General features: G+C 73.3%; 12 protein-coding genes, 1 tRNA gene and 1 pseudogene. 12 read left to right on the top strand and 2 right to left on the bottom strand.

Annotated elements, in window-relative coordinates:
• Positions 1-87: 87 nt before the first annotated feature.
• From metG to O145_RS11185, 6 genes are all read left to right on the top strand, one after another.
• Positions 88-1,935: a methionine--tRNA ligase gene (metG, locus tag O145_RS11210; protein WP_043563033.1), complete on the top strand. Its 1,848-nt coding sequence runs from the start codon at positions 88-90 to the stop codon at positions 1,933-1,935.
• A complete protein-coding gene (locus O145_RS11205; RefSeq protein ID WP_043563031.1) occupies positions 1,932-2,885 on the top strand; it encodes a TatD family hydrolase in 954 nt (317 codons plus the stop codon). The genes metG and O145_RS11205 overlap by 4 nt, the downstream gene beginning before the upstream one ends.
• A 73-nt stretch (positions 2,886-2,958) precedes the next feature.
• The gene (locus O145_RS11200) at positions 2,959-3,930 is read left to right on the top strand and encodes a G5 domain-containing protein (RefSeq protein WP_043563029.1); all 972 of its coding nucleotides are present in this window, start codon (positions 2,959-2,961) and stop codon (positions 3,928-3,930) included.
• Between the two features lie 112 nt (positions 3,931-4,042).
• The gene (gene rsmA / locus O145_RS11195) at positions 4,043-5,044 is read left to right on the top strand and encodes a 16S rRNA (adenine(1518)-N(6)/adenine(1519)-N(6))-dimethyltransferase RsmA (protein ID WP_043563027.1); all 1,002 of its coding nucleotides are present in this window, start codon (positions 4,043-4,045) and stop codon (positions 5,042-5,044) included.
• Complete coding sequence (locus tag O145_RS11190; RefSeq protein ID WP_043563025.1) at positions 5,041-6,042, top strand: 4-(cytidine 5'-diphospho)-2-C-methyl-D-erythritol kinase; 1,002 nt, start codon at positions 5,041-5,043, stop codon at positions 6,040-6,042. Before rsmA ends, O145_RS11190 begins: the two co-directional genes overlap by 4 nt.
• Positions 6,042-7,961: an ABC-F family ATP-binding cassette domain-containing protein gene (locus O145_RS11185; protein ID WP_043563024.1), complete on the top strand. Its 1,920-nt coding sequence runs from the start codon at positions 6,042-6,044 to the stop codon at positions 7,959-7,961. Before O145_RS11190 ends, O145_RS11185 begins: the two co-directional genes overlap by 1 nt.
• A gap of 115 nt (positions 7,962-8,076) precedes the next feature.
• On the opposite strand, the gene O145_RS11180 is transcribed toward O145_RS11185, so the two are convergent.
• A complete protein-coding gene (locus tag O145_RS11180) occupies positions 8,077-8,715 on the bottom strand; it encodes a TetR/AcrR family transcriptional regulator (protein ID WP_043563023.1) in 639 nt (212 codons plus the stop codon).
• Positions 8,716-8,743: 28 nt separating this feature from the next.
• On the bottom strand, positions 8,744-9,910 hold the full coding sequence (locus O145_RS11175) for an acyltransferase family protein (RefSeq protein ID WP_229118518.1): 1,167 nt from the start codon (positions 9,908-9,910) through the stop codon (positions 8,744-8,746).
• Between the two features lie 159 nt (positions 9,911-10,069).
• On the opposite strand from O145_RS11175, the gene O145_RS11170 reads away from it, so the two are divergent.
• The 6 genes and pseudogenes from O145_RS11170 to O145_RS18250 form a co-directional block, all read left to right on the top strand.
• Positions 10,070-10,141: transfer RNA gene (locus O145_RS11170), tRNA-Gln, on the top strand.
• A 147-nt stretch (positions 10,142-10,288) separates the two neighbouring features.
• Entirely contained in the window at positions 10,289-11,332 is a 1,044-nt protein-coding gene (locus O145_RS11165; protein ID WP_052375043.1) for a bifunctional UDP-N-acetylglucosamine diphosphorylase/glucosamine-1-phosphate N-acetyltransferase GlmU, read from the top strand.
• Between the two features lie 83 nt (positions 11,333-11,415).
• Entirely contained in the window at positions 11,416-12,399 is a 984-nt protein-coding gene (locus tag O145_RS11160; protein WP_043563021.1) for a ribose-phosphate diphosphokinase, read from the top strand.
• Between the two features lie 589 nt (positions 12,400-12,988).
• The gene (locus tag O145_RS11155) at positions 12,989-15,100 is read left to right on the top strand and encodes a DUF7926 domain-containing protein (protein ID WP_052375041.1); all 2,112 of its coding nucleotides are present in this window, start codon (positions 12,989-12,991) and stop codon (positions 15,098-15,100) included.
• Between the two features lie 145 nt (positions 15,101-15,245).
• Entirely contained in the window at positions 15,246-19,034 is a 3,789-nt protein-coding gene (gene mfd, locus O145_RS11150; RefSeq protein WP_043563019.1) for a transcription-repair coupling factor, read from the top strand.
• A gap of 651 nt (positions 19,035-19,685) precedes the next feature.
• A pseudogene (locus O145_RS18250) lies at positions 19,686-19,887 on the top strand (IS1634 family transposase); the annotation flags it as partial.

Below are 19,887 nucleotides of genomic sequence, written 5' to 3'. Positions count from 1 at the left end.
AAGGTACGGCGAGCGGTGCGCTCCGCTCCCCTCCACCATACGGCGCCCGGGTCCGCGGGGCGCGGGGGAGCGGATAGGGTTGGGGCCATGAGCCACATCCTGTCCGCGGTCGCCTGGCCCTACGCCAACGGCCCCCGCCACATCGGTCACGTCGCCGGCTTCGGCGTCCCCTCCGACGTCTTCTCGCGCTACATGCGCATGGCCGGTCACGACGTCCTGATGGTCTCGGGCACCGACGAGCACGGCACCCCCATCCTGGTGGCCGCCGACGCCGAGGGCGTGACCGCCCGCGAGCTCGCCGACCGCAACAACCGGCTCATCGTCGAGGACCTGGTGGCTCTGGGTCTGTCCTATGACCTGTTCACCCGCACCACGGCCGGCAACCACTACCGCGTCGTGCAGGACATGTTCCGCACCGTGCGCGACAACGGCTACATGGTCCAGGAGATCACCCGCTCCGCGATCAGCCCGTCCACCGGCCGCACCCTGCCCGACCGCTACATCGAGGGCACCTGCCCCATCTGCGGCGCCCCCGGGGCGCGCGGCGACCAGTGCGACACCTGCGGCAACCAGCTCGACCCCACCGACCTCATCGACCCCCGCTCGCGCATCAACGGGGAGACCCCCGAGTTCGTGGAGTCCACCCACTGGTTCCTCGACCTGCCCGCGCTCGCCGGCGCGCTGGGCGCCTGGCTGGACGAGCGCGAGGCCTCGGGCACCTGGCGTCCCAACGTCATCCGCTTCTCCCAGAACATCCTGGAGGAGATCCGCCCCCGAGCCATGACGCGCGACATCGACTGGGGCATCCCCGTGCCCGGCTGGGAGGACCAGCCCACCAAGCGCCTCTACGTGTGGTTCGACGCCGTCATCGGCTACCTGTCGGCCTCCATCGAGTGGGCCCGGCGCACCGGGGACCCCGAGGCCTGGCGTGCCTGGTGGAACGATCCCGGCGCCCTGTCCTACTACTTCATGGGCAAGGACAACATCGTCTTCCACTCCCAGATCTGGCCCGCCGAGCTTCTGGGCTACGACGGCCGGGGCGAGCGGGGCGGTGCGCCCGGCGAGCTCGGCACCCTGAACCTGCCCACCGAGGTGGTCTCCAGCGAGTTCCTGACCATGGAGGGCAGGAAGTTCTCCTCCTCGCACGGCATCGTCATCTACGTGCGCGACTTCCTGGAGCGCTACCAGGCCGACGCCCTGCGCTACTTCATCTGCGCCGCCGGCCCCGAGACCGCGGACGCCGACTTCACCTGGGCGGAGTTCGTGCGCCGCACCAACGGCGAGCTCGTCGCCGGCTGGGGCAACCTCGTCAACCGCACCGCCACCATGATCCACAAGCGCTTCGGCGCCGTCCCCGCCCCCGGCGGGCTGGAGCCGATCGACGCCGCGCTGCTGGACTCGATCGAGGCGGGCTTCGACGCCGTCGGCGGCCTGATCGCCCGCCACCGGCAGAAGGCCGCGCTGGCGGAGGCCATGCGGCTGGTGGGCGAGGCCAACAAGTACATCGCCGACACCGAGCCCTTCAAGCTCAAGGGCCAGGACCCGGCCACCCAGGAGCGCCTGGCGACCATCCTGCACACCCTCGCCCAGGCGGTGGCCGACCTGAACCTTATGCTCTCCCCCTTCCTGCCGCACGCGGCCAACGACGTGGACCGGGCCATGGGGGGAGCGGGCGCCATCGCCCCCATGCCCGAGGTCCGTGAGGCCCGCGAGCTCGACCCGCAGGTCCTCCCCGAGGTCTTCGCCTCCCGCACCGGCTACCCGATCATCGCCGGGGACTACACCACCGCCCCCGCATGGGGCCGCCACGACGTCGTCGTCGGCACGCCCGTGGCCAGGCCCGCCCCCGTGTTCGTCAAGCTCGACGAGGCGATCGTGGACCAGGAGCTCGCGCGCTACGCGGACCGCCTGCCCGACGACGTCACCGGGGCATGAGCCGCAGGCACCGCGACCGCTCCTGGCCTCCCGCCGACGCCGTCGCGCCGCTGGCCGGACCGGTGATCGACAACCACACCCACCTGCCCGTGCCCGGGCTGCCGGCCGAGGGCCCCGGCTCCGAGGCGCCGCTGGACGCCGCCGAGCTGGTCGCACGGGCCGCCGCCGCGGGAGTGAGCGGCATCATCACCTCGGCGTGCGAGACCTCCGCCTGGCGGGGCAGCCTCGAGCTCGCCCGCACCCTGCCGGGCGTGCGCGTGGCCCTGGCCCTCCACCCCAACGAGGCCGTCCTGCACGCCGGGGTGCGCGAGGTCGGCCCGGACGGTCTCGCCCCGGCCGTCCGCCCCCACCACGACGAGCCCGTCGATGCGGCCATGGCCCGGCTCGAGGACCTCGTGCGCGCGCACCGCGGCGCCGTCGTCGCCATCGGCGAGACCGGGCTCGACTTCTTCCGCACCGGGGAGCGCGGCGCCGCCGCCCAGCGCGAGGCATTCCGGGCCCACATCGCCCTGGCCAAGGAGACGGGGCTGCCGCTGCAGATCCACGACCGCGACGCCCACGAGGACTGCGTGCGGGTGCTGCTCGCCGACGGCGCCCCCGAGCGCACCGTGTTCCACTGCTTCAGCGGCGGGGCGGAGCTGGCCCGGGCCTGCGCCGAGCACGGCTGGTACGCCTCGGTCGCCGGCCCTGTGACGTATTCCTCCAATGACGCGCTCCGGGCGGCGCTGACGCTCATTCCCGACGAGCTGCTGCTGGTGGAGACCGACGCCCCCTACCTGCCGCCCGGGGCCTGGCGGGGACGGCCCAATGCCTCCTATCTCATGGGGGAGACGGTGCGCTTCCTCGCCGGGCTGCGGGGGCTGGGCGAGGCGGATGCGTGCGCGCTCCTGACCCATACCACCCGATCCGTCTACGGGGCGTTCGACGGGCCGGACGTGATACGGATGTGACCTTTCGGTGTTGCTCGAATGGGGGTTCGTCGGCTAGCGTTTCAGACAGTCATCAACCACAAGGAGTTCTATCGTGGGTCGACACTCGCAGGCCAGCTCGTGGAGCACGACGCTGGTCGAGCTCGGGGCACTGGCCTCCAAGAGCCTGCCCGGCTCCAACAACACCGGCGCTCGTGGCCGTCGTCGTGCTCAGGGTGCAGCCAAGACGTCCGTGGCCCCCATGATGTATCGGGCCGGAGGACTCGCCGCCGCCCTGTCCCTGGCGGTCTCGGGCGGCGCGTACGCCGCCACCCAGGTCGGCGGCGACAACAGCAGGCCCGTCAGCGAGACCGAGGCCAACCTCGCCGCCATCGGCAGCGGGCAGGTCTCCAGCCAGGCGTCCGGTCTGACCATTGAGGGGCAGTCCGACTCCGTCTACACCGTCACCGAGGAGACCACCGAGGCGCACGGCCGGGTCGAGAAGGAGACCGACTCCCTGCCCAAGGGCGAGACCAAGGTCGAGACCGAGGGCGTCGACGGCGTCGTGCGGACCACCTACGAGGTCAAGGCGAAGGGCGGCACCGAGGTCTCGCGCACGCCCCTGTCCAGCACGACGGTCACCGAGAAGGTCGACGAGGTCGTCCTGGTCGGCACGGGCACCGACTCCGGCTCCGGTTCGGACGCGCAGGCCTCCGGGGAGTCCGGCGGCGGTGGCGGCGAGGCCGCGCCGCCTGCGGCCAGCGCCTCGGGTGACGGCACCACTCCTGAGGGGGCGCAGGCCATCGCTCGCGGAATGATGGCCTCCTACGGCTGGGGGGACGACGAGTTCTCCTGCCTGCAGAGCCTGTGGAACCGTGAGTCGGGCTGGAACTACCAGGCCGAGAACGCCTCCTCCGGCGCCTACGGAATCCCCCAGGCGCTGCCCGGCTCCAAGATGAGCTCGGTGGCCGGCGACTGGGCGACCAACCCCGCCACCCAGATCACCTGGGGCCTGGGCTACATCCAGGGGCGCTACGGCACCCCGTGCAGCGCCTGGGCCCACTCCGAGTCCGTCGGCTGGTACTGATCGTCCGGCCTGGCGGCGGCCCGGACCGGGCGGCGGCTGCTGCTACGAGCGCGACCCGCGTTCTGTGAGGGCGCTCGCGCGTCCGTCGGCGCCGCCCGTTATTCTGGACCCCATGTCTCAGACTCTCGGCGCCGCCGGCGCCGTCGCGGCCGTGTGCGGCGCCGATGCGCCCGCGTCGGCCCCCGGGGGCGACCCGTCCGGCGCAGTCGGGGGCGGCCTGCTCGGCCCTGCCCGGGTTCGGGGCCTCACCACGGCCCTCGGCCTGCGGCCCACCAAGACTCTCGGGCAGAACTTCGTCCACGACGCCGGGACCGTGCGGCGCATCGCCCGTCGGGCGGGCGTGCGCCCCGGTGAGACCGTCCTGGAGATCGGCCCGGGACTCGGCTCCCTCACCCTGGCGCTCCTGGAAGCGGGCGCGCGCGTGATCGCCGTCGAGATCGACCCGGTTCTGGCGCGTGCCCTGCCCGTCACCGTGGCCGATCGCATGCCCGGGGCCGCAGGCCGCCTGCGCGTCGTCCAGGCCGACGCCCTGACCCTCGACGGCCCCGGCGCGCTGGGCCTGGCGCCCGCCGACCCCGCCCCCACCCGGCTGGTTGCCAACCTGCCCTACAACGTCGCCGTGCCGGTGCTGCTGACCCTGCTCGCCTCCCTGCCGAGCCTGAAGACGATCACCGTCATGGTCCAGGCCGAGGTCGCCGACCGCCTCGCCGCGCCTCCCGGGTCGAGGACCTACGGCGTCCCCAGTGTCAAGGTCGCCTGGTACGCCTCCGCGCGCCGCACCATCACCATCGGGCGCACCGTCTTCTGGCCGGCTCCCAATGTCGACTCCGCCCTGGTCGAGCTCGTCCGCCGCGAACCCCCGGCGACATCCGCCGGCCGCAGCCGGGTCTTCGCCGTCGTCGACGCCGCCTTCTCCCAGCGCCGCAAGACCCTGCGCCGGGCCCTCGCGCCCCTCGCCGGGGGGCCGCAGGGGGCCGAGGCCGCCATCCGCGCCGCGGGCATCGACCCGGCCGAGCGCGGCGAGAAGCTCGACGTGACCGCCTTCGCCTCCCTGGCCGAGGCCCTCGCAGCCGACGGCGCCCCGACCGCTCCCGCAGCACAGGAGAACCGATGACCCACCTGCGAGCCGTTCCCGGCGCCGACAGCAGCGGGCCGTGCCCCACGCGCAGCTGCGGCGGAGCGACGACCGTGCGGGTCGAGGCGCCCGGGAAGATCAACCTCTTCCTGTCCGCCGGCGCCCCCGGAGCGGACGGCTACCACCCGCTGACCACGGTCTTCCAGGCCGTGCGGCTCATTGAGACCGTCACCGCCCGCAGCCAGTCCCGCGCGGCCCGCGGCAGCATCACGCTGACCCTGGAGAACGGCCCGCAGGAAGACGCCGCCGTCCCCACCGACTCCTCCAACCTCGCCGTGCGCGCCGCACGCCTGCTGGCCGAGACCACCGGCGTCACCGACGGCGTCGACCTGACCATCCGCAAGCGCGTGCCCGTGGCCGGGGGCATGGCGGGGGGCTCCGCCGACGCCGCGGCGACACTGACGGCCTGCAACATCCTGTGGGGCGCCGACCTGGGCCCGGACGAGCTGGGGGACCTGGCGGCCCGGCTCGGCGCCGACGTCCCCTTCCCCCTCCTGGGGGCCACCGCCGTCGGGCACGGGCGCGGGGACCGGCTCACCCCGCTCATGACCCGCGGCAGGTACCTGTGGGTCCTCGCCTTCGCCGCCCGGGGCGGCCTGTCCACCCCCGCCGTCTTCAGCCGCTTCGACGAGCTCGCCGCCGCCTCGTCCGGGGGCGGGGCCGCGCCCGCCGACGTGCCCGAGGAGATGACCGCCGCGCTGCGCGCCGGCAACGCCCGCGCCCTGGCGGCGGCGCTGCACAACGACCTCCAGGGGGCGGCCGTCTCCCTGCGCCCCGAGCTCGCCGAGGTCATCGGCATCGCCGAGGCCTCCGGGGCGCTGCGTGCCATCGTCTCCGGCTCCGGCCCGACGGTGGCGGCCCTCGTGCCCGATGCGGCCAGCGCCACGCGGGTGACCCGCGCCCTGACGGCGTCCGCCCTGGTGGGAGGAACGGCGCGCGTGGACGCCCCCGTGGCCGGGGCCCGGGCGGTGGGCTGATGGCGCACCTGCTCGGGGCGGAGTCCATCCGCATCTCGGTGGGCTCGCGCCTCCTGCTCGACGACGTCACCCTCGGCATCGACGACGGCAGCCGCGTGGGGGTCCTGGGCCCCAACGGTGCGGGCAAGTCGACCCTGCTCGCGGCCCTGGCGGGCGCGCGCGAGGTCGACGGCGGCCGCGTCACCCGCTCGGGGGGCACGCGCGTGGCCATGCTGCTCCAGTCCGACGGCTTCGCGCCCGGCGACACCGTGCGCACCGCCGTCCACGGTCGGGCCCCCGAGCACGAGTGGGCCTCGCGCGCCCAGGTGCGGGACATCCACGCCGGGCTGCTGGCCGACCTGGACCTCGACAGGCCGGTCTCCGCGCTGTCGGGCGGCCAGCGCCGCCGGGTCGCCCTGGCGGCGGTCCTGACCGCGCCGGCCGACGTCGTCATCCTCGACGAGCCCACCAACCACCTCGATGTCGAGGGCGTGGACTGGCTCGCCCGCCACCTCGGTGCGCGTTTCGCCGGGCGGCGGGCCTCCACCGGGGCGCTGGTCACCGTCACCCACGACCGCTGGTTCCTCGACGCCGTGTGCACCAACGTGTGGGAGGTCGTCCCCGGCGCGGACCCGGGCGGCGGGCGGCCCCAGGCCGCCGGGAGGGTCGAGACCTACGACGGCGGTTACGCCGCCTACGTGCTGGCCCGGGCCGAGCGGGCCAGGCGGGCCGCCGTCGCCGCCGCCAAGCGCGAGAACCTGCTGCGCAAGGAGCTCGCCTGGCTGCGCCGCGGGGCGCCGGCGCGCACCTCCAAGCCGCGCTTCCGCATCGACGCCGCGGAGGCCCTCATCGCCGACGTGCCGCCGCCGCGCGACACCGTCGAGCTCGTGGCCATGGCCACTGCCCGCCTGGGCAAGAGGGTCATCGACCTGGAGGACGTCACGGCCGGCTACCCCGGGCCCGCCGGCGCGGCGGGCGGCGGGGACTGCGGGCGCGCCGAGGTGCTGCGCCGCGTCACCTGGCGCCTGGCGCCGGGCGAGCGCGTCGGCGTCGTCGGCGTCAACGGCGCGGGCAAGACCACTCTCCTGCGGCTGCTCGAGGGCTCGCTCGCACCCGCTCGGGGGCGCGTCGTGCGCGGCAGGACGGTCCAGGTGGCCGCCCTGTCCCAGTCCACCCGCGAGCTGGACGCGCTCGCGGACAAGCGCGTGGTCGAGGCCGTCGCCATGGTCGGCGAGCGCGTCGTCGTGGGCGGCAGGGAGCTGACCGCCGCCCAGCTCGTCGAGCGCCTCGGCTTCACCCGGCAGCGCGCCTGGACGCGGGTGGGGGAGATCAGCGGCGGGGAGCGGCGGCGCCTCCAGCTGCTGCGCCTGCTCATGACCGAGCCCAACGTGCTGCTCCTGGACGAGCCCACCAACGACCTGGACACCGACACTCTGGCCGCCGTCGAGGACATCCTCGACTCCTTCCCCGGCACCCTGGTCGTCGTCTCCCACGACCGCTACCTGCTGGAGCGGGTCACCGACCACCAGGTCGCCCTCCTGGGTGACGGCGCCCTGCGCGACCTGCCCGGGGGAGTGGAGCAGTACCTGCGGCTGCGGCGCGAGGCCGCCCGGGAGCAGGGCGGGGCGCCGTCGGCGTCGTCCGGCTCGGGTGGGCCTGTGGCGGCCGGGACGGCCGGACAGACTAAGGCGACGGCGACCGGGGCCGGGAAGGGGCTGGGCGGCGCCGAGCGTCGGGCCGCGCAGAAGGAGGTCGCCGCGGTCGAGCGGCGCCTGGACAGGATCGGGAGCCGGATCGCCGCGCTCCAGGAGCGCATGGCGGCCCACGACCAGAGCGACTACGAGGGCCTGCGGGAGCTCGCCGAGGAGGCGCGGGCGCTGCGGCTCGAGTCAGACTCGCTCGAGGAGCGCTGGCTCGAGCTCTCCGACCGGCTCGAGTAGCGCCTCTGCCGTCCCCTGCGTCGAGATAGACATTCTCGTACGAGGTAGACGGTGCCACCGCCGACCTCGTACGAAAATGTCTATCTCGACGGGGTGGGGCGGGTGGTGGGCGGGGTCAGCCGCCGGCCTCGTCCTGGTCGGTGCGCAGCGTCGGGGTGGGCTCCATGGCCCGCAGGCCGTTCCAGGCGAGGTTGACCATGTGCGCCGCCACCTTCTCCTTGCTCATGGTCCGGTTCTCCAGCCACCACTGCGAGGGCATGGCCACGATCCCCACCAGCATCTGGGCGTACAGCGGCGCCGGGCGCGGGTCGATGCCGTGGTCGGAGAACTGCGCGGCCAGCAGGCCCGAGACCTGGATGGCGACGTCGGCCAGGAACGTGGAGTAGGTGCCCGAGGCCCGGTCGTTGCCGCTGGAGAGGATCCGGAAGCCGTCGGGGGAGTCCTCGATGTAGGTCAGCAGCGCCAGCGCGGCCCGCTCCACCGTGACCGAGGCGGAGGACGAGGAGCTCAGCGCCCGGGTGATCGTCGTCGAGATGGTGTTGAGCTCGCGGTCCACGATGACGGCGTACAGCCCCTCCTTGCCGCCGAAGTGCTCGTAGACCACGGGCTTGGACACCTTCGCCCGGGAGGCGATCTCCTCGATGCTCGTGCCGTCGAAGCCCTTGGTGGCGAACAGGCCGCGCGCCACCTCGATGAGCTGCTTGCGCCGCTCGCCCGCGCTCATGCGGGTGCGCTTGCTCCCCTTGCCGGCCATAGGAGAATCATGCCGCGACTCCTCGGGCTCATCGCGCCGTGCGGCGCACGCGTGAGGAGACCCACTGGCCGGCCCGCCGCGACAGGCGGTGGCTCGGCGCCTCCACGTACCGGCGGAACAGCCACGTCAGCGGCGCCGTCACCGCCACCGCCACGGGCGCCACCAGCCACGGGGACCACGACGCCATCAGCAGGCGCGTGGCGACGATCACCGGCTCGTGAACCAGGTAGAGGGAGAAGGACAGGGCGCCGAGGTACTGCACCGCCCGGGACCGCAGGACCCCGCGCAGGGCCCCGGCGCGCACGGCCAGGGCGACCAGCGCCGCGACCGCCGCCAGGGACACCGCCGCCGCCAGGCGCCCCGCGACGGGCCCCTCAAGCCCCGGCCACCAGCCGATCGTGATCAGCACGAGGCAGGCCAGGGCGGCCGGGGTCGCCCACGGCGCCGGCCGCTCGGGGGCGATGGTCCCCAGGTGGCCCCAGCGCCACCCCGCGGTCGCCCCGAGCACGAAGACGGGCACGTAGACCAGCGTCCGGGTGTCCCCGGTGACCGCGGGCACGGCCAGGCAGGCCGCCGCCGGCAGCCACCACGCCCGCGCCCGGGCCGCCAGCGCCACGACGAGCACGACAAGCGGCAGCAGGAAGGAGAAGACGGCCTCGGCGTGCAGCGACCACAGCACCGTGTTGCGGTACGCGTAGCGCGGCTGCAGCGCGAGCTCGAGGAGCAGGTGGCGCGCGGACAGGCCCGCCGGGTGCGCCTGCGTCATCCAGGGGCCCAGCGAGGCGGCGGTGGAGCGGGGCACGAGCACCATGAGGGCGACGGCCAGGGCCGTGGAGGCCGCCGCCGGCAGCCACAGGCGCACGATCCTGCGCGGCACGTAGTCGATCCAGTCGAAGCGCCGCCGCTGGGCGTGACGGCGCGCCACCGGGTAGACCAGCGCCGTGCCGGACAGGACGAAGAAGACCAGGACCGCCTCGTGCCCCGCCCACAGCAGGTGCAGCGGCGTCTGGGTGAGGATCCTCGCAGCGGGCTCCTCCGGCACGACCCCCGGCCACGCCCCGATCCGGGCGAAGGCCGGGACGGTCAGCAGGCAGTGGTGGATGACGACGATGACGGCGGCCAGGCCCCGGAGCCCGTCGAGCTCGATCAGGCGGGCGGACGGGCCGGGACGGGACGGCGGAGGGGAGCTGGGCACGCGCCCAATCCTGCACGAGAAGGACCAGTACCGTCACCGCGGCCGGGGCCTTGCGGGCCCCTCCCTGCGGCGCCGCGTGAGCGTCGTCGGGTTCTCGCGGGGACGCAGCCGTGAGACACTGGCGCCCGGCCGCGGGACCGGTGCGCCCGACCGCGGCGGTCCGCCCTGGTGTAGTGGTAGCACGCAGGCCTTTGGAGCCTTGAGGCCCGGGTTCGAACCCTGGGGGCGGAGCCGCGCCGATCCGATGCAATGATGCAGTACCGCGGCCGCGTCATGACGACACGCTGTGTCGGCTCGTGCCGCGGGCGACGTAGAATGAAGGCGCGCTCGTCGTCCTGTGTCGGGTGCACTCGGCAATCACCAGCGAGAAGAGGACCTGTGGCTTCCACCGCACCCGCCGCCGTCATTGTCATGGCCGCAGGCAAGGGCACCCGCATGCGCTCGGCCACACCCAAGGTGCTGCACGCCATCGGCGGGCGCAGCCTCCTTGATCACGCCGTCACCGCGGCCCGCGGCCTGCACCCCGACCACCTCGTGGTCGTCGTGCGACACGAGCGCGACGCCGTCGTCGCCCACCTGGCCGAGGTCGCCCCGGACGCCGTGGCCGCCGACCAGGACGAGGTCCCGGGCACGGGCCGCGCCGTCGCCTGCGGCCTGGCGTCGCTGCCGGCCGACCTCACCGGCCCGGTCGTGGTGACCAGCGGGGACGTGCCGCTGCTGGACACCGCCACCCTGGCGGACCTGCTCGCCCAGCACGCCAGGCGCGGCGACGCCGTCACCCTGCTGACGACAGTCCTGGAGGACCCCACCGGATACGGGCGCGTCGTGCGCGAGGCCGACGGCCCCGACAGCCCCGTGTCGGCCATTGTCGAGCAGCGCGACGCGAGCCCCGAGCAGCGCGCCATCACGGAGATCAACGCCGGCGTCTACGTCTTCGACGCCGCCCACCTGCGCCGGGCCCTGACCACCCTGGGCACGGACAACGACCAGGGCGAGGTCTATCTCACCGACGTCGTCGCGCGCGCCCGTGCCGCGGGCCTGTCCGTCTCCGCCCTGGTGGCGGCCGACCACTGGCTCGTGGAGGGCTGCAACGACCGCTCCCAGCTCGCCGAGCTCGGCGCGGAGCTCAACCGCCGCACGCTGGCGCGCTGGATGGAGGCCGGGGTCGGCGTGGTCGATCCGGGCGGCACCTGGGTGGACGTGTCCGTCGAGCTCGCCCGGGACGTGATCCTGGAGCCCGGCGTCCTCCTGCGCGGCGCGACCCGCATCGGCGAGGGCGCCCGCGTGGGCGCCTACGCCATCCTGACCGACGTCGAGATCCCCGCGGGCGCGGTCGTCGCGCCCTTCAGCCAGCTCGACGGCGATACTCCCACGCGGCACCGGGACGAGCACCAAGACGGGCACGGACAGGCACCGAGATAGGCACTGAGACGGGCGCCGACAAGCACTGAGACCACCGCACCCACCATCGAGGGCCCTACCGGCCGTCAGAGAGGAACCACGTCATGACGGGCATTATCACCAGTGGTGAGAAGCGACTGGTCATTGTCTCGGGCCGGGCCCATCCCCAGCTCGCCAAGGACGTCGCCAGGGAGCTCGGCACGCAGGTGCTCTCCTCGACCGCCTACGACTTCTCCAACGGGGAGACCTACGTGCGCTTCAACGAGTCGGTGCGCGGCTGCGACGTCTTCGTCGTGCAGTCCCACGGCGACCGCGTCAACGACTGGCTCATGGAGCAGTTCATCATGGTCGACGCCCTCAAGCGGGCCTCCGCCAAGCGCATCACCGTGGTCGCGCCCTTCTACCCCTACGCCCGCCAGGACAAGAAGCACCTGGGGCGCGAGCCCATCTCCGCCCGGCTCGTCGCGGACCTGTACAAGACGGCGGGCGCGAACCGCATTATGAGCATCGACCTGCACTCCTCCCAGGAGCAGGGCTTCTTCGACGGGCCCTGGGATCACCTGTGGGCCCAGCCGGTGCTGGTGGACTACATCCGACGTCGCATCGACACCTCCAACGCGGCCGTCGTCTCCCCGGACGCCGGCCGTATTCGTGTCGCCGAGCGCTGGGCCAACGCCCTGGGCGGCACGCCGCTGGCCTTCGTCCACAAGACGCGCGACATCACCCGGCCCAACGAGTCGGTGGCCAACCGCGTCGTCGGCGCCGTCGAGGGACGCTCCTGCGTGCTGGTGGACGACATGATCGACACCGGCGGCACGATCGCCAAGGCCGTCCAGGTGGTGCTGGACGCGGGCGCGAAGGACGTCATCGTGGCCGCCACGCACGGCGTGCTCTCCGGCCCGGCCGTGGACCGGCTGTCCACCTGTGGGGCCCGCGAGATCGTCGTCACCGACACCCTGCCGATCCCCGAGTCCAAGCGCTTCGAGCGCCTGACCGTGCTGCCGATCGCGCCGCTGCTGGCCCGCGCCATCAAGGCGGTCTTCGACGACGGCTCGGTGACCCGCCTGTTCGACTCCGAGGGAGTCTGACCGGAGGCCCGCCCGGTGGCCGCCTGCTGCGCCTGCGAGCCTCCTGCGTCGAGATAGACATTTTCGTACGAGATAGACGGTGCCACCGCCGACCTCGTACGAAAATGTCTATCTCGACGGGATGGGTCAGCGCGCCCGCCGTCTGCTCGCTCGGCGGCCGCCCACACCCGGCCTGGCGCCCGTCACCCGCCGCTCAGGCTCATCGATCAGGGGCGAGAGGCGTCTCCCACGCCGGCAGCAAGTGGCTCAAGAGAGCCATGCTCGGCTCCGCCCTCACCTCCCTCAGACCCGACCCCGTCAGCCGCGCCTACTACCAGCGCGGACCAGACCAGGCAAACACTCGGGCCCTTGCCCTGGCCCACCGCCGCGTCCCCATCCCGCACGCCATGACCCGCCACAGCGCCCTCCACGACCCACAGCCGGCAGACCAGCCACCCGCCGCCGCTTGGCACACAGCACAGGGGCGCCCCCGGGACCGATCGCCGAGATGCATTGCAATTCGGTTACACCGCATTGCAGTTCAATTACGCATGGCGGTAGCGTGGAAGCACCCCACGTCCGTATCCCTTACAAGCAGAAGGGCACCCCCATGCATTCTGTTGCCCAACGCGTGGAGGCGCCGCCCCACTGGCGTCCTCTCGTCACCGTCCTCACCGCCGGCCTCGGGCTGATCGCCCTGGTCCTGGCGGCGGTGCCCTCCGGCACGGCGGCCGGGGCCGACGACGGCCAGGCCCCCGCGATCTCCGACGTCGCCCTGGTCAAGTCCAGCCGCACTGGCGAGGACTCCGCCGGGGGCCTGGCGGTTCAGGACGTCGCTAAGCTCACCTACTCCTGGGACGCCGGCAGCCGGGCTCGCGCCGGCGGCACGACCACGATCGACCTCGGGCCCCACTTCACCAACCTGGAGGCCGGGTTCTCCGCCCCCATGTCCGTGGCCCGCGACAACAGGGTCGAGGAGGTCGGCACCTGCGACCTGACCGAGAAGACCATCACCTGCACCTTCAACGGCAAGGCCGACGAGCTCCGCAGCGCCGGCTTCACCGACTTCAGGGGCAGGGGCGAGGCCCTGCTCCTCGCCGCGCAGCAGACGGGCGAGGCAACCACCACCATGACCGCGAACGGCGTCGACGTCGCGGTGAGCCTGCCCGGCGAGGGCGGCATCAAGGAGGCCGCGGCCCCCGCCGACTCCCCCTGGCAGCTGTCCAAGGAGGGCAGCGCCATCGACTCCTCCTCGACGGACGTCACCTGGAGGCTCGACTTCGGCTCGGACTACGTCAAGGAGCAGCTGGCCGAGGGCGACTCGGCGATCGCTGCAGACGGCAGTACCCGGGACACCATCACCTTCAACGACACCCTCGGCGACGGCATGAGCTTCGGCTCCGACCCGTCCCAGTGGACCCTTTCCGCGCGCGGCCCGGCCGGCGCCGAGGGCACGCTCCTCGCCAGGGGCACGGCTGACGCCGGCGGCGCGGACCCCGGCGGCTCCGGCTCCAGCTCCTCAAGCGCGAGCAGCGACGCCGGGGGCTTCAACCTGGTCGTGACGACCCGCGGCCAGGCCGCCACCATCAGGGCCACCGGCCCCTTCGCCCCGGGCACCGACTACGAGATCGCCTACCGGACGGCATTCGTCTCTCCGACCGGCAAGGCTGTCATGGGCGCCCGCTACTCCAACAAGGCCACCCTCCACGGCGCAGGCAAGGAGGTCAGCAGCGAGCGCAGCTACGTGCAGCCCTTCAGAACCACCGTCGGGATGGCCTCCGGCTTCGGCGGCCTCGAGGTCGTCAACGCTCTGACCGGCTCGGCGATGGACGCCGTCCCCGCCGGCACCGCCTTCAACGTCAGGGTCGGCTACAAGCTGCCCGAGGCGGCCGGCGCCTACACCGGCTGGACCGCCCCCGGAGAGCTCAGCGACGACGGTGTGAGCGGCTCGGCCGTCATGAGGAGCGAGATCGGCAGGACGACCGTCTTCCCCGGTACCTTCCCCAAGGGCACGGTCGTCACCCTCAGCGAGGACCTCACCAGCGCCTCGCCGGCTCCCGACGGCTACAGCTGGGGCTCGCCGACCTACTCCGTGGACGGCGCCGAGACCTCGAGCCTGACCATCGGCTCCCAGACCAGCACCTCGGTCTCGCTGACGAATCGCGCATCCGCGACGCCCCTGGGCACCTTCCAGGTTCAGCAGAAGGCCTCGGGCGCGGACGTCTCCGGCAAGGAGTACAGCTTCGTCTACGAGTGCTCCGACGACCAGTTCGGAGCCGTGACCGTCAAGGGCAACGATGTCGCCGCCGCCCCTGACAAGACCTTCGCGGAGGGCACGAGCTGCACCGTGAAGGAGGACGAGGAGATCGCGGCCATCGACGGCTACGACCTGTCGGTGCCGGAGGAGCGGACGGTCGTGATCACGACCGGGTCGACCCCGACGCTCACGTTCACCAACATCTACCTGCCTGCCGGGACGCTTCCGAGGACGGGCCCGACGGAGCCGGCGCCCACCGCCTCCGCGGCAGGCGGGACCCCGGCCGCGCAGGCCGCCCCGGCCTCCGAGGACCCGGGGGCGGCGCCGGCGGCTCCGGCGAAGGCGTCGCTGGCGAGCACCGGCGCCGCGGTGCTGGTGCCCCTGGTCATTATGGTCGCGGCACTGATCGGCGGCGCGGTGATGCTGCTGATGCGCCGTCGCGGCCCCAAGGACGACGACGACTGACCGCCGCCCCCACCGCCGAGATCGGTCCGGTTCCGGCTCGAGATCGGCGCGGAGCTGGACCGATCTCGGCGAAGGGGGGTGGCGGGCGCGCGGCCCGCCCCGCGGCCCTGCGCCTCTGCTGAAACCAACCACTAAACTGCACGCCGTGCGTCTGACCGCCCTCCTTCCCTCGCTGCTCGCCGACCCGACGATCGCCGACCTCGTCGCCGCTGCCGGCAGCCGCTCCCGCACCGACCGCACCGTCGTCGTCGCACCGGGCGCGCGACCCGCCGTCCTGGCCGCCATGGCGCTGGGAGCCTCCGGCATCGCCCGCGCCACCGGCTCGGCCCCGTCCCGCGCGGAGCCCGCCGCCGCGGTCACCGACGACGGCACTCCGCTGCTCGTCGTCACCGCCACCGGGCGGCAGGCCGAGGAGACCGCCGCCGCCCTGACCTGCTACCTGCCGTCCACCGACGTCGCCGTCTTCCCCGCCTGGGAGACCCTGCCCCACGAGCGGCTCTCCCCGCGCGCCGACACCGTCGCCACCCGCCTGTCGGTCCTGCGTCGCCTGGCCCACCCCGAGGACGGGCAGGCTGGCGCCCCTGTGTCTTCCGGGGCGCCGGACCCTGTGTCTTCCGGGGCGCCGGACCCTGGGCGCGGCCCCATCCGCGTCCTCGTCGTCCCCGTGCGCGCCCTCCTGGCACCCGTCGTCGACGGGCTCGGCGAGCTCGAGCCCGTCCACCTCGCCAAGGGCCTGGATGTCGGCCTGGAGGCCACCGCTGAGCGCCTGGCCGCGGCCGCCTACACGCGCGTGGACATGGTGGAGAACCGCGGCGAGTTCGCGGTGCGCGGCGGCATCCTCGACATCTTCCCGCCCACCCTCGCACGGCCCGTGCGCGTGGACTTCTTCGGCGACGAGATCGAGTCCGTCTCCACCTTCGCCGTGGCCGACCAGCGCACCATCGAGGAGATCGGCGCCGTCACCGCCACCGCCTGCCGGGAGATCGTCCTGACCGACGCCGTGCGCGAGCGCGCCCGCGCCCTGACCGGCGTCATCCCCGGCGCCGCCGACATGCTGGAGCGGATCGCCGCCGGGATCCCGGTGGAGGGCATGGAGTCCCTCGCCCCCGTCCTGGTGCCCCGCATGGTGCCGCTGCTCGACCTGGTCGGCGACCGCCTCGTCGTCGGCCTGGAGCCCGAGCGCCTGCGCAAGCGCGCCGAGGACCTCGTGGCCACCACCGCCGAGTTCCTGGCCGCGGCCTGGACGTCGGCCGCCTCCGGCGGCACCGCCCCCATCGACCTGTCCGCCGCCGCCTTCGCCCACCTCGCCGAGGCCCGCGCCCTGGCCCTGTCCACCAACCGCGGCTGGTGGTCCCTGTCCTCCTTCGCCCCCTCGCCCGACGCCGTCGAGCTGCCGCTGCGCGACCCCAAGGGTTACCGCGGCCGCCTGGAGGAGGCCGTCAAGGACCTGGGTGCGCTGGCGCGCGAGCGCTGGAGCGTCGTCGTGGCCACCGACGGCCCCGGCCCCGGGCGCCGCATGGCCCAGCTGCTCGCCGACGGCGGCGTGCCCGCGCGCATCGTCACCCAGCTCGACGAGCCCGCCGACCTGGGCCGCGCCGCGGGAGCCGCCGACGCCGACGCTTCCACCGCCACCGGCGACGGGGTCGTCCGCGTCACCCAGGCCGCCGCCGGCCACGGCTTCGTCGCCGAGGGCCTGCGCCTGGCCCTCATCGCCGAGTCCGACCTCACCGGCCGCGCCGGGTCGGGCCCGCGCGAGCGCAAGGCCGTCCCCGCCCGCCGCTCCCGCAGGAGCGTCGACCCGCTGTCCCTGCACCCCGGCGACCTCGTCGTCCACGCCCAGCACGGGATCGGCCGGTTCGTCGAGCTTATGCGCCGCGGGGTCGGATCGGCCAGGAGCGCGGCCAGTCCGGCAACCCGCGAATACGTCGTCATCGAGTACGCCCCCTCCAAGCGCGGCCGGCCCGGCGACCGGCTCCTGGTGCCCACCGACTCCCTGGACCAGGTGACCAAGTACATCGGCGGCGACGCCCCCGCCCTGAACAAGATGGGCGGGGCCGACTGGGCGCGCACCAAGTCCAGGGCCCGCAAGGCCGTGCGCGAGATCGCCGGCGAGCTCGTGCGCCTCTACGCCGCCCGCTCGGCCACCACCGGCCACGCCTTCGGCCCCGACACCCCCTGGCAGGCCGAGCTGGAGGAGGCCTTCCCCTACACCGAGACCCCTGACCAGCTCGCCACCATCGACGACGTCAAGCGCGACATGGAGGCCGCCCAGCCCATGGACCGCCTCATCTGCGGCGACGTCGGCTACGGCAAGACCGAGATCGCCGTGCGCGCCGCCTTCAAGGCCGTGGCCGAGGGCAAGCAGGTCGCCGTACTCGTGCCCACCACCCTGCTGGTGACCCAGCATGCCGAGACCTTCACCGAGCGCTACGCCGGCTTCCCCGTGCGCGTCGCCCAGCTCTCCCGCTTCCAGTCCGACGCCGAGTCCGCCAAGGTCCTGGCCGGGCTGGCCGACGGCACCATCGACGTCGTGGTCGGCACCCACCGCCTCATCACTGGGCAGATCCGCTTCAAGGACCTGGGCCTGGTCGTCATCGACGAGGAGCAGCGCTTCGGGGTCGAGCACAAGGAGACCCTCAAGGCCCTGCGCACCGACGTCGACGTCCTCGCCATGTCCGCCACGCCCATCCCCCGCACCCTGGAGATGGCGGTCACCGGCCTGCGGGAGATGTCCACCCTGGCCACCCCGCCCGAGGACCGCCATCCCATCCTCACCTACGTCGGCGCCTACGAGACCAAGCAGGTCGGCGCCGCCATCCGCCGCGAGCTGCTGAGAGACGGCCAGGTCTTCTACGTCCACAACCGGGTGGAGGACATCGACCGCGTCGCCGCCCGCCTGGCCGAGCTCGTGCCCGAGGCGAGGGTCGCCACCGCTCACGGCCAGACGAGCGAGTCGCGCCTGGAGCGGGTCATCGACGACTTCTGGCACAAGGAGATCGACGTCCTGGTGTGCACCACCATCGTCGAGACCGGCCTGGACGTGTCCAACGCCAATACCCTCATTGTGGACCGCGCCGACCGCATGGGCCTGTCCCAGCTCCACCAGCTGCGCGGGCGCGTCGGGCGCGGGCGGGAGCGCGCCTACGCCTACTTCCTCTACCCCGCCGACAGGCCGCTGACCGAGACCTCGCTGGAGCGGCTGCGCACCATCGCCTCCAACACCGACCTGGGGGCCGGCATGCAGGTGGCCATGAAGGATCTCGAGATCCGCGGCGCCGGGAATCTGCTCGGAGGAGAGCAGTCCGGGCACATCGCCGGGGTCGGCTTCGACCTGTACGTGCGCATGGTCTCCGAGGCCGTGGCCGCCTACAAGAAGGCCCTCAAGGTCGGTGGGAGCGCGGGTCCCGAGACCGACGCCGAGGCGGGGATTGACGAGGACCTGCGCATCGAGCTGCCCGTGGACGCCACCATCCCCGAGGATTATGTCGCCCATGAGCGGCTGCGCCTGGAGGCCTACACCAAATTCGCGGCCGCCCGCAGCGAGGCGGACGTGGCCGATGTACTTGAAGAGCTCGCCGACCGCTACGGACCCGTGCCCGAAGCCACACAGCGCCTGGCGTCCCTGGCGCGGCTGCGGGCGCTCGCGGCCCACCTGGGGGTGCGCGAGATCGTCGCCCAGGGCAAGTCGGTCCGCTTCGCCCCGGTCGGCCTGGCCGAGTCGGCGCGCATGAAGGTCACCCGCCTCTACCCGGGCACCACCCTCAAGCCTGCTACTCGGACGATCGTCGTCCCGGCGCCGGGCACCGCCCGCATGGGCGGGGGGCCGATCGAGGGCGAGGAGCTGCTGCGCTGGGCCGAGGTGCTCCTGCGCGCCATCGTCGCCGGGGAGAAGGACTACGAGGTCGAGGCCACCAGGTACCGACGGCGGCGGTGAGGCCGGGCCGGGCGGTGCTCAAAGCGGTTGGCGCTACTGAGGCGGCGATTGCCGCTTCGCCGAGATCGGTCGTATTCCGGGTCGAGATCGGTCCGGTTCCGGCTCGAGATCGGTTCGCGAGGCGCCCTGCCCGTCGAACAGGGGTGGTTCGCACATGGGAGAAAGGGGGCCCGATGGGGCGGGCGCCGCTTTTCGTTGAGATTCCGCGGTTCTGCTCGGATCGTCGAGATTGATTGATGCGCTCCCATGTGCGTGCAGGGGGGTCTGTGCACATGGGAGCACGTCGACTCATCCTGATGGATATCGGAGAATCGCGGAATCACGCGGAAAACGGGCGCCGGCACCGGCAGGGTCCTTCTCTCCCATGTGCAGCTTCCTCTCCTGGTCGGCCGTTGCCCCGCCCCGCACGCCCAACCACCCTGCACGCCCTGGACGACATCTCGTCGTCTGTGCCCTTCTCGTTCTACCAGTCCTGCTGACCGGGTGCCCGGGGGCGTCTCGCGAGATCCGGCCAAGACCGCTTCTGCCGTCCGGTTCTCCCCTGACTCGTGACACTTTGGTGGGGTCTGGGTTTTGAGGTGGGTTTTTCGTTGGTATTCCGTGGTGGTTGTGGGTGTGCTGGCACACTAAGGGGCCGGTAGGGTGGGGGTGGTGAGCCCGTTTCTGCGTAAGGTCAAGACAGCCTCAGGGGCGATGGCGGTGCAGATCGCGGTCAAGGAAGGGCGCCGGGACAAGGTGATCGAGCACCTGGGATCGGCCCACACCGAGGCCGAGCTGGCTGCTCTGATGGAGATCGGCCGGCACCGCATTGCCCCGGACCAGTTGACCCTGGAGCTGACTCCCACGCCACCTG

The sequence above is a fragment of the Actinomyces israelii DSM 43320 genome (assembly GCF_000711965.1).
Lineage (GTDB): Bacteria > Actinomycetota > Actinomycetes > Actinomycetales > Actinomycetaceae > Actinomyces > Actinomyces israelii.
The sequence above is the reverse complement of the archived record's forward strand: the minus strand, read 5'-3'. Positions and strand labels throughout refer to the sequence as shown.

Bases quoted from the DNA above. Each gene is read 5' to 3' on its own strand.
- O145_RS11190 (WP_043563025.1), top strand. From the start codon at position 5,041: ATGACCCACCTGCGAGCCGTTCCCGGCGCCGACAGCAGCGGGCCGTGC.
- O145_RS11180 (WP_043563023.1), bottom strand. From the start codon at position 8,715: ATGGCCGGCAAGGGGAGCAAGCGCACCCGCATGAGCGCGGGCGAGCGG.
- rsmA (WP_043563027.1), top strand. From the start codon at position 4,043: ATGTCTCAGACTCTCGGCGCCGCCGGCGCCGTCGCGGCCGTGTGCGGC.
- O145_RS11185 (WP_043563024.1), top strand. From the start codon at position 6,042: ATGGCGCACCTGCTCGGGGCGGAGTCCATCCGCATCTCGGTGGGCTCG.
- O145_RS11160 (WP_043563021.1), top strand. From the start codon at position 11,416: ATGACGGGCATTATCACCAGTGGTGAGAAGCGACTGGTCATTGTCTCG.
- O145_RS11205 (WP_043563031.1), top strand. From the start codon at position 1,932: ATGAGCCGCAGGCACCGCGACCGCTCCTGGCCTCCCGCCGACGCCGTC.
- O145_RS11155 (WP_052375041.1), top strand. From the start codon at position 12,989: ATGCATTCTGTTGCCCAACGCGTGGAGGCGCCGCCCCACTGGCGTCCT.
- metG (WP_043563033.1), top strand. From the start codon at position 88: ATGAGCCACATCCTGTCCGCGGTCGCCTGGCCCTACGCCAACGGCCCC.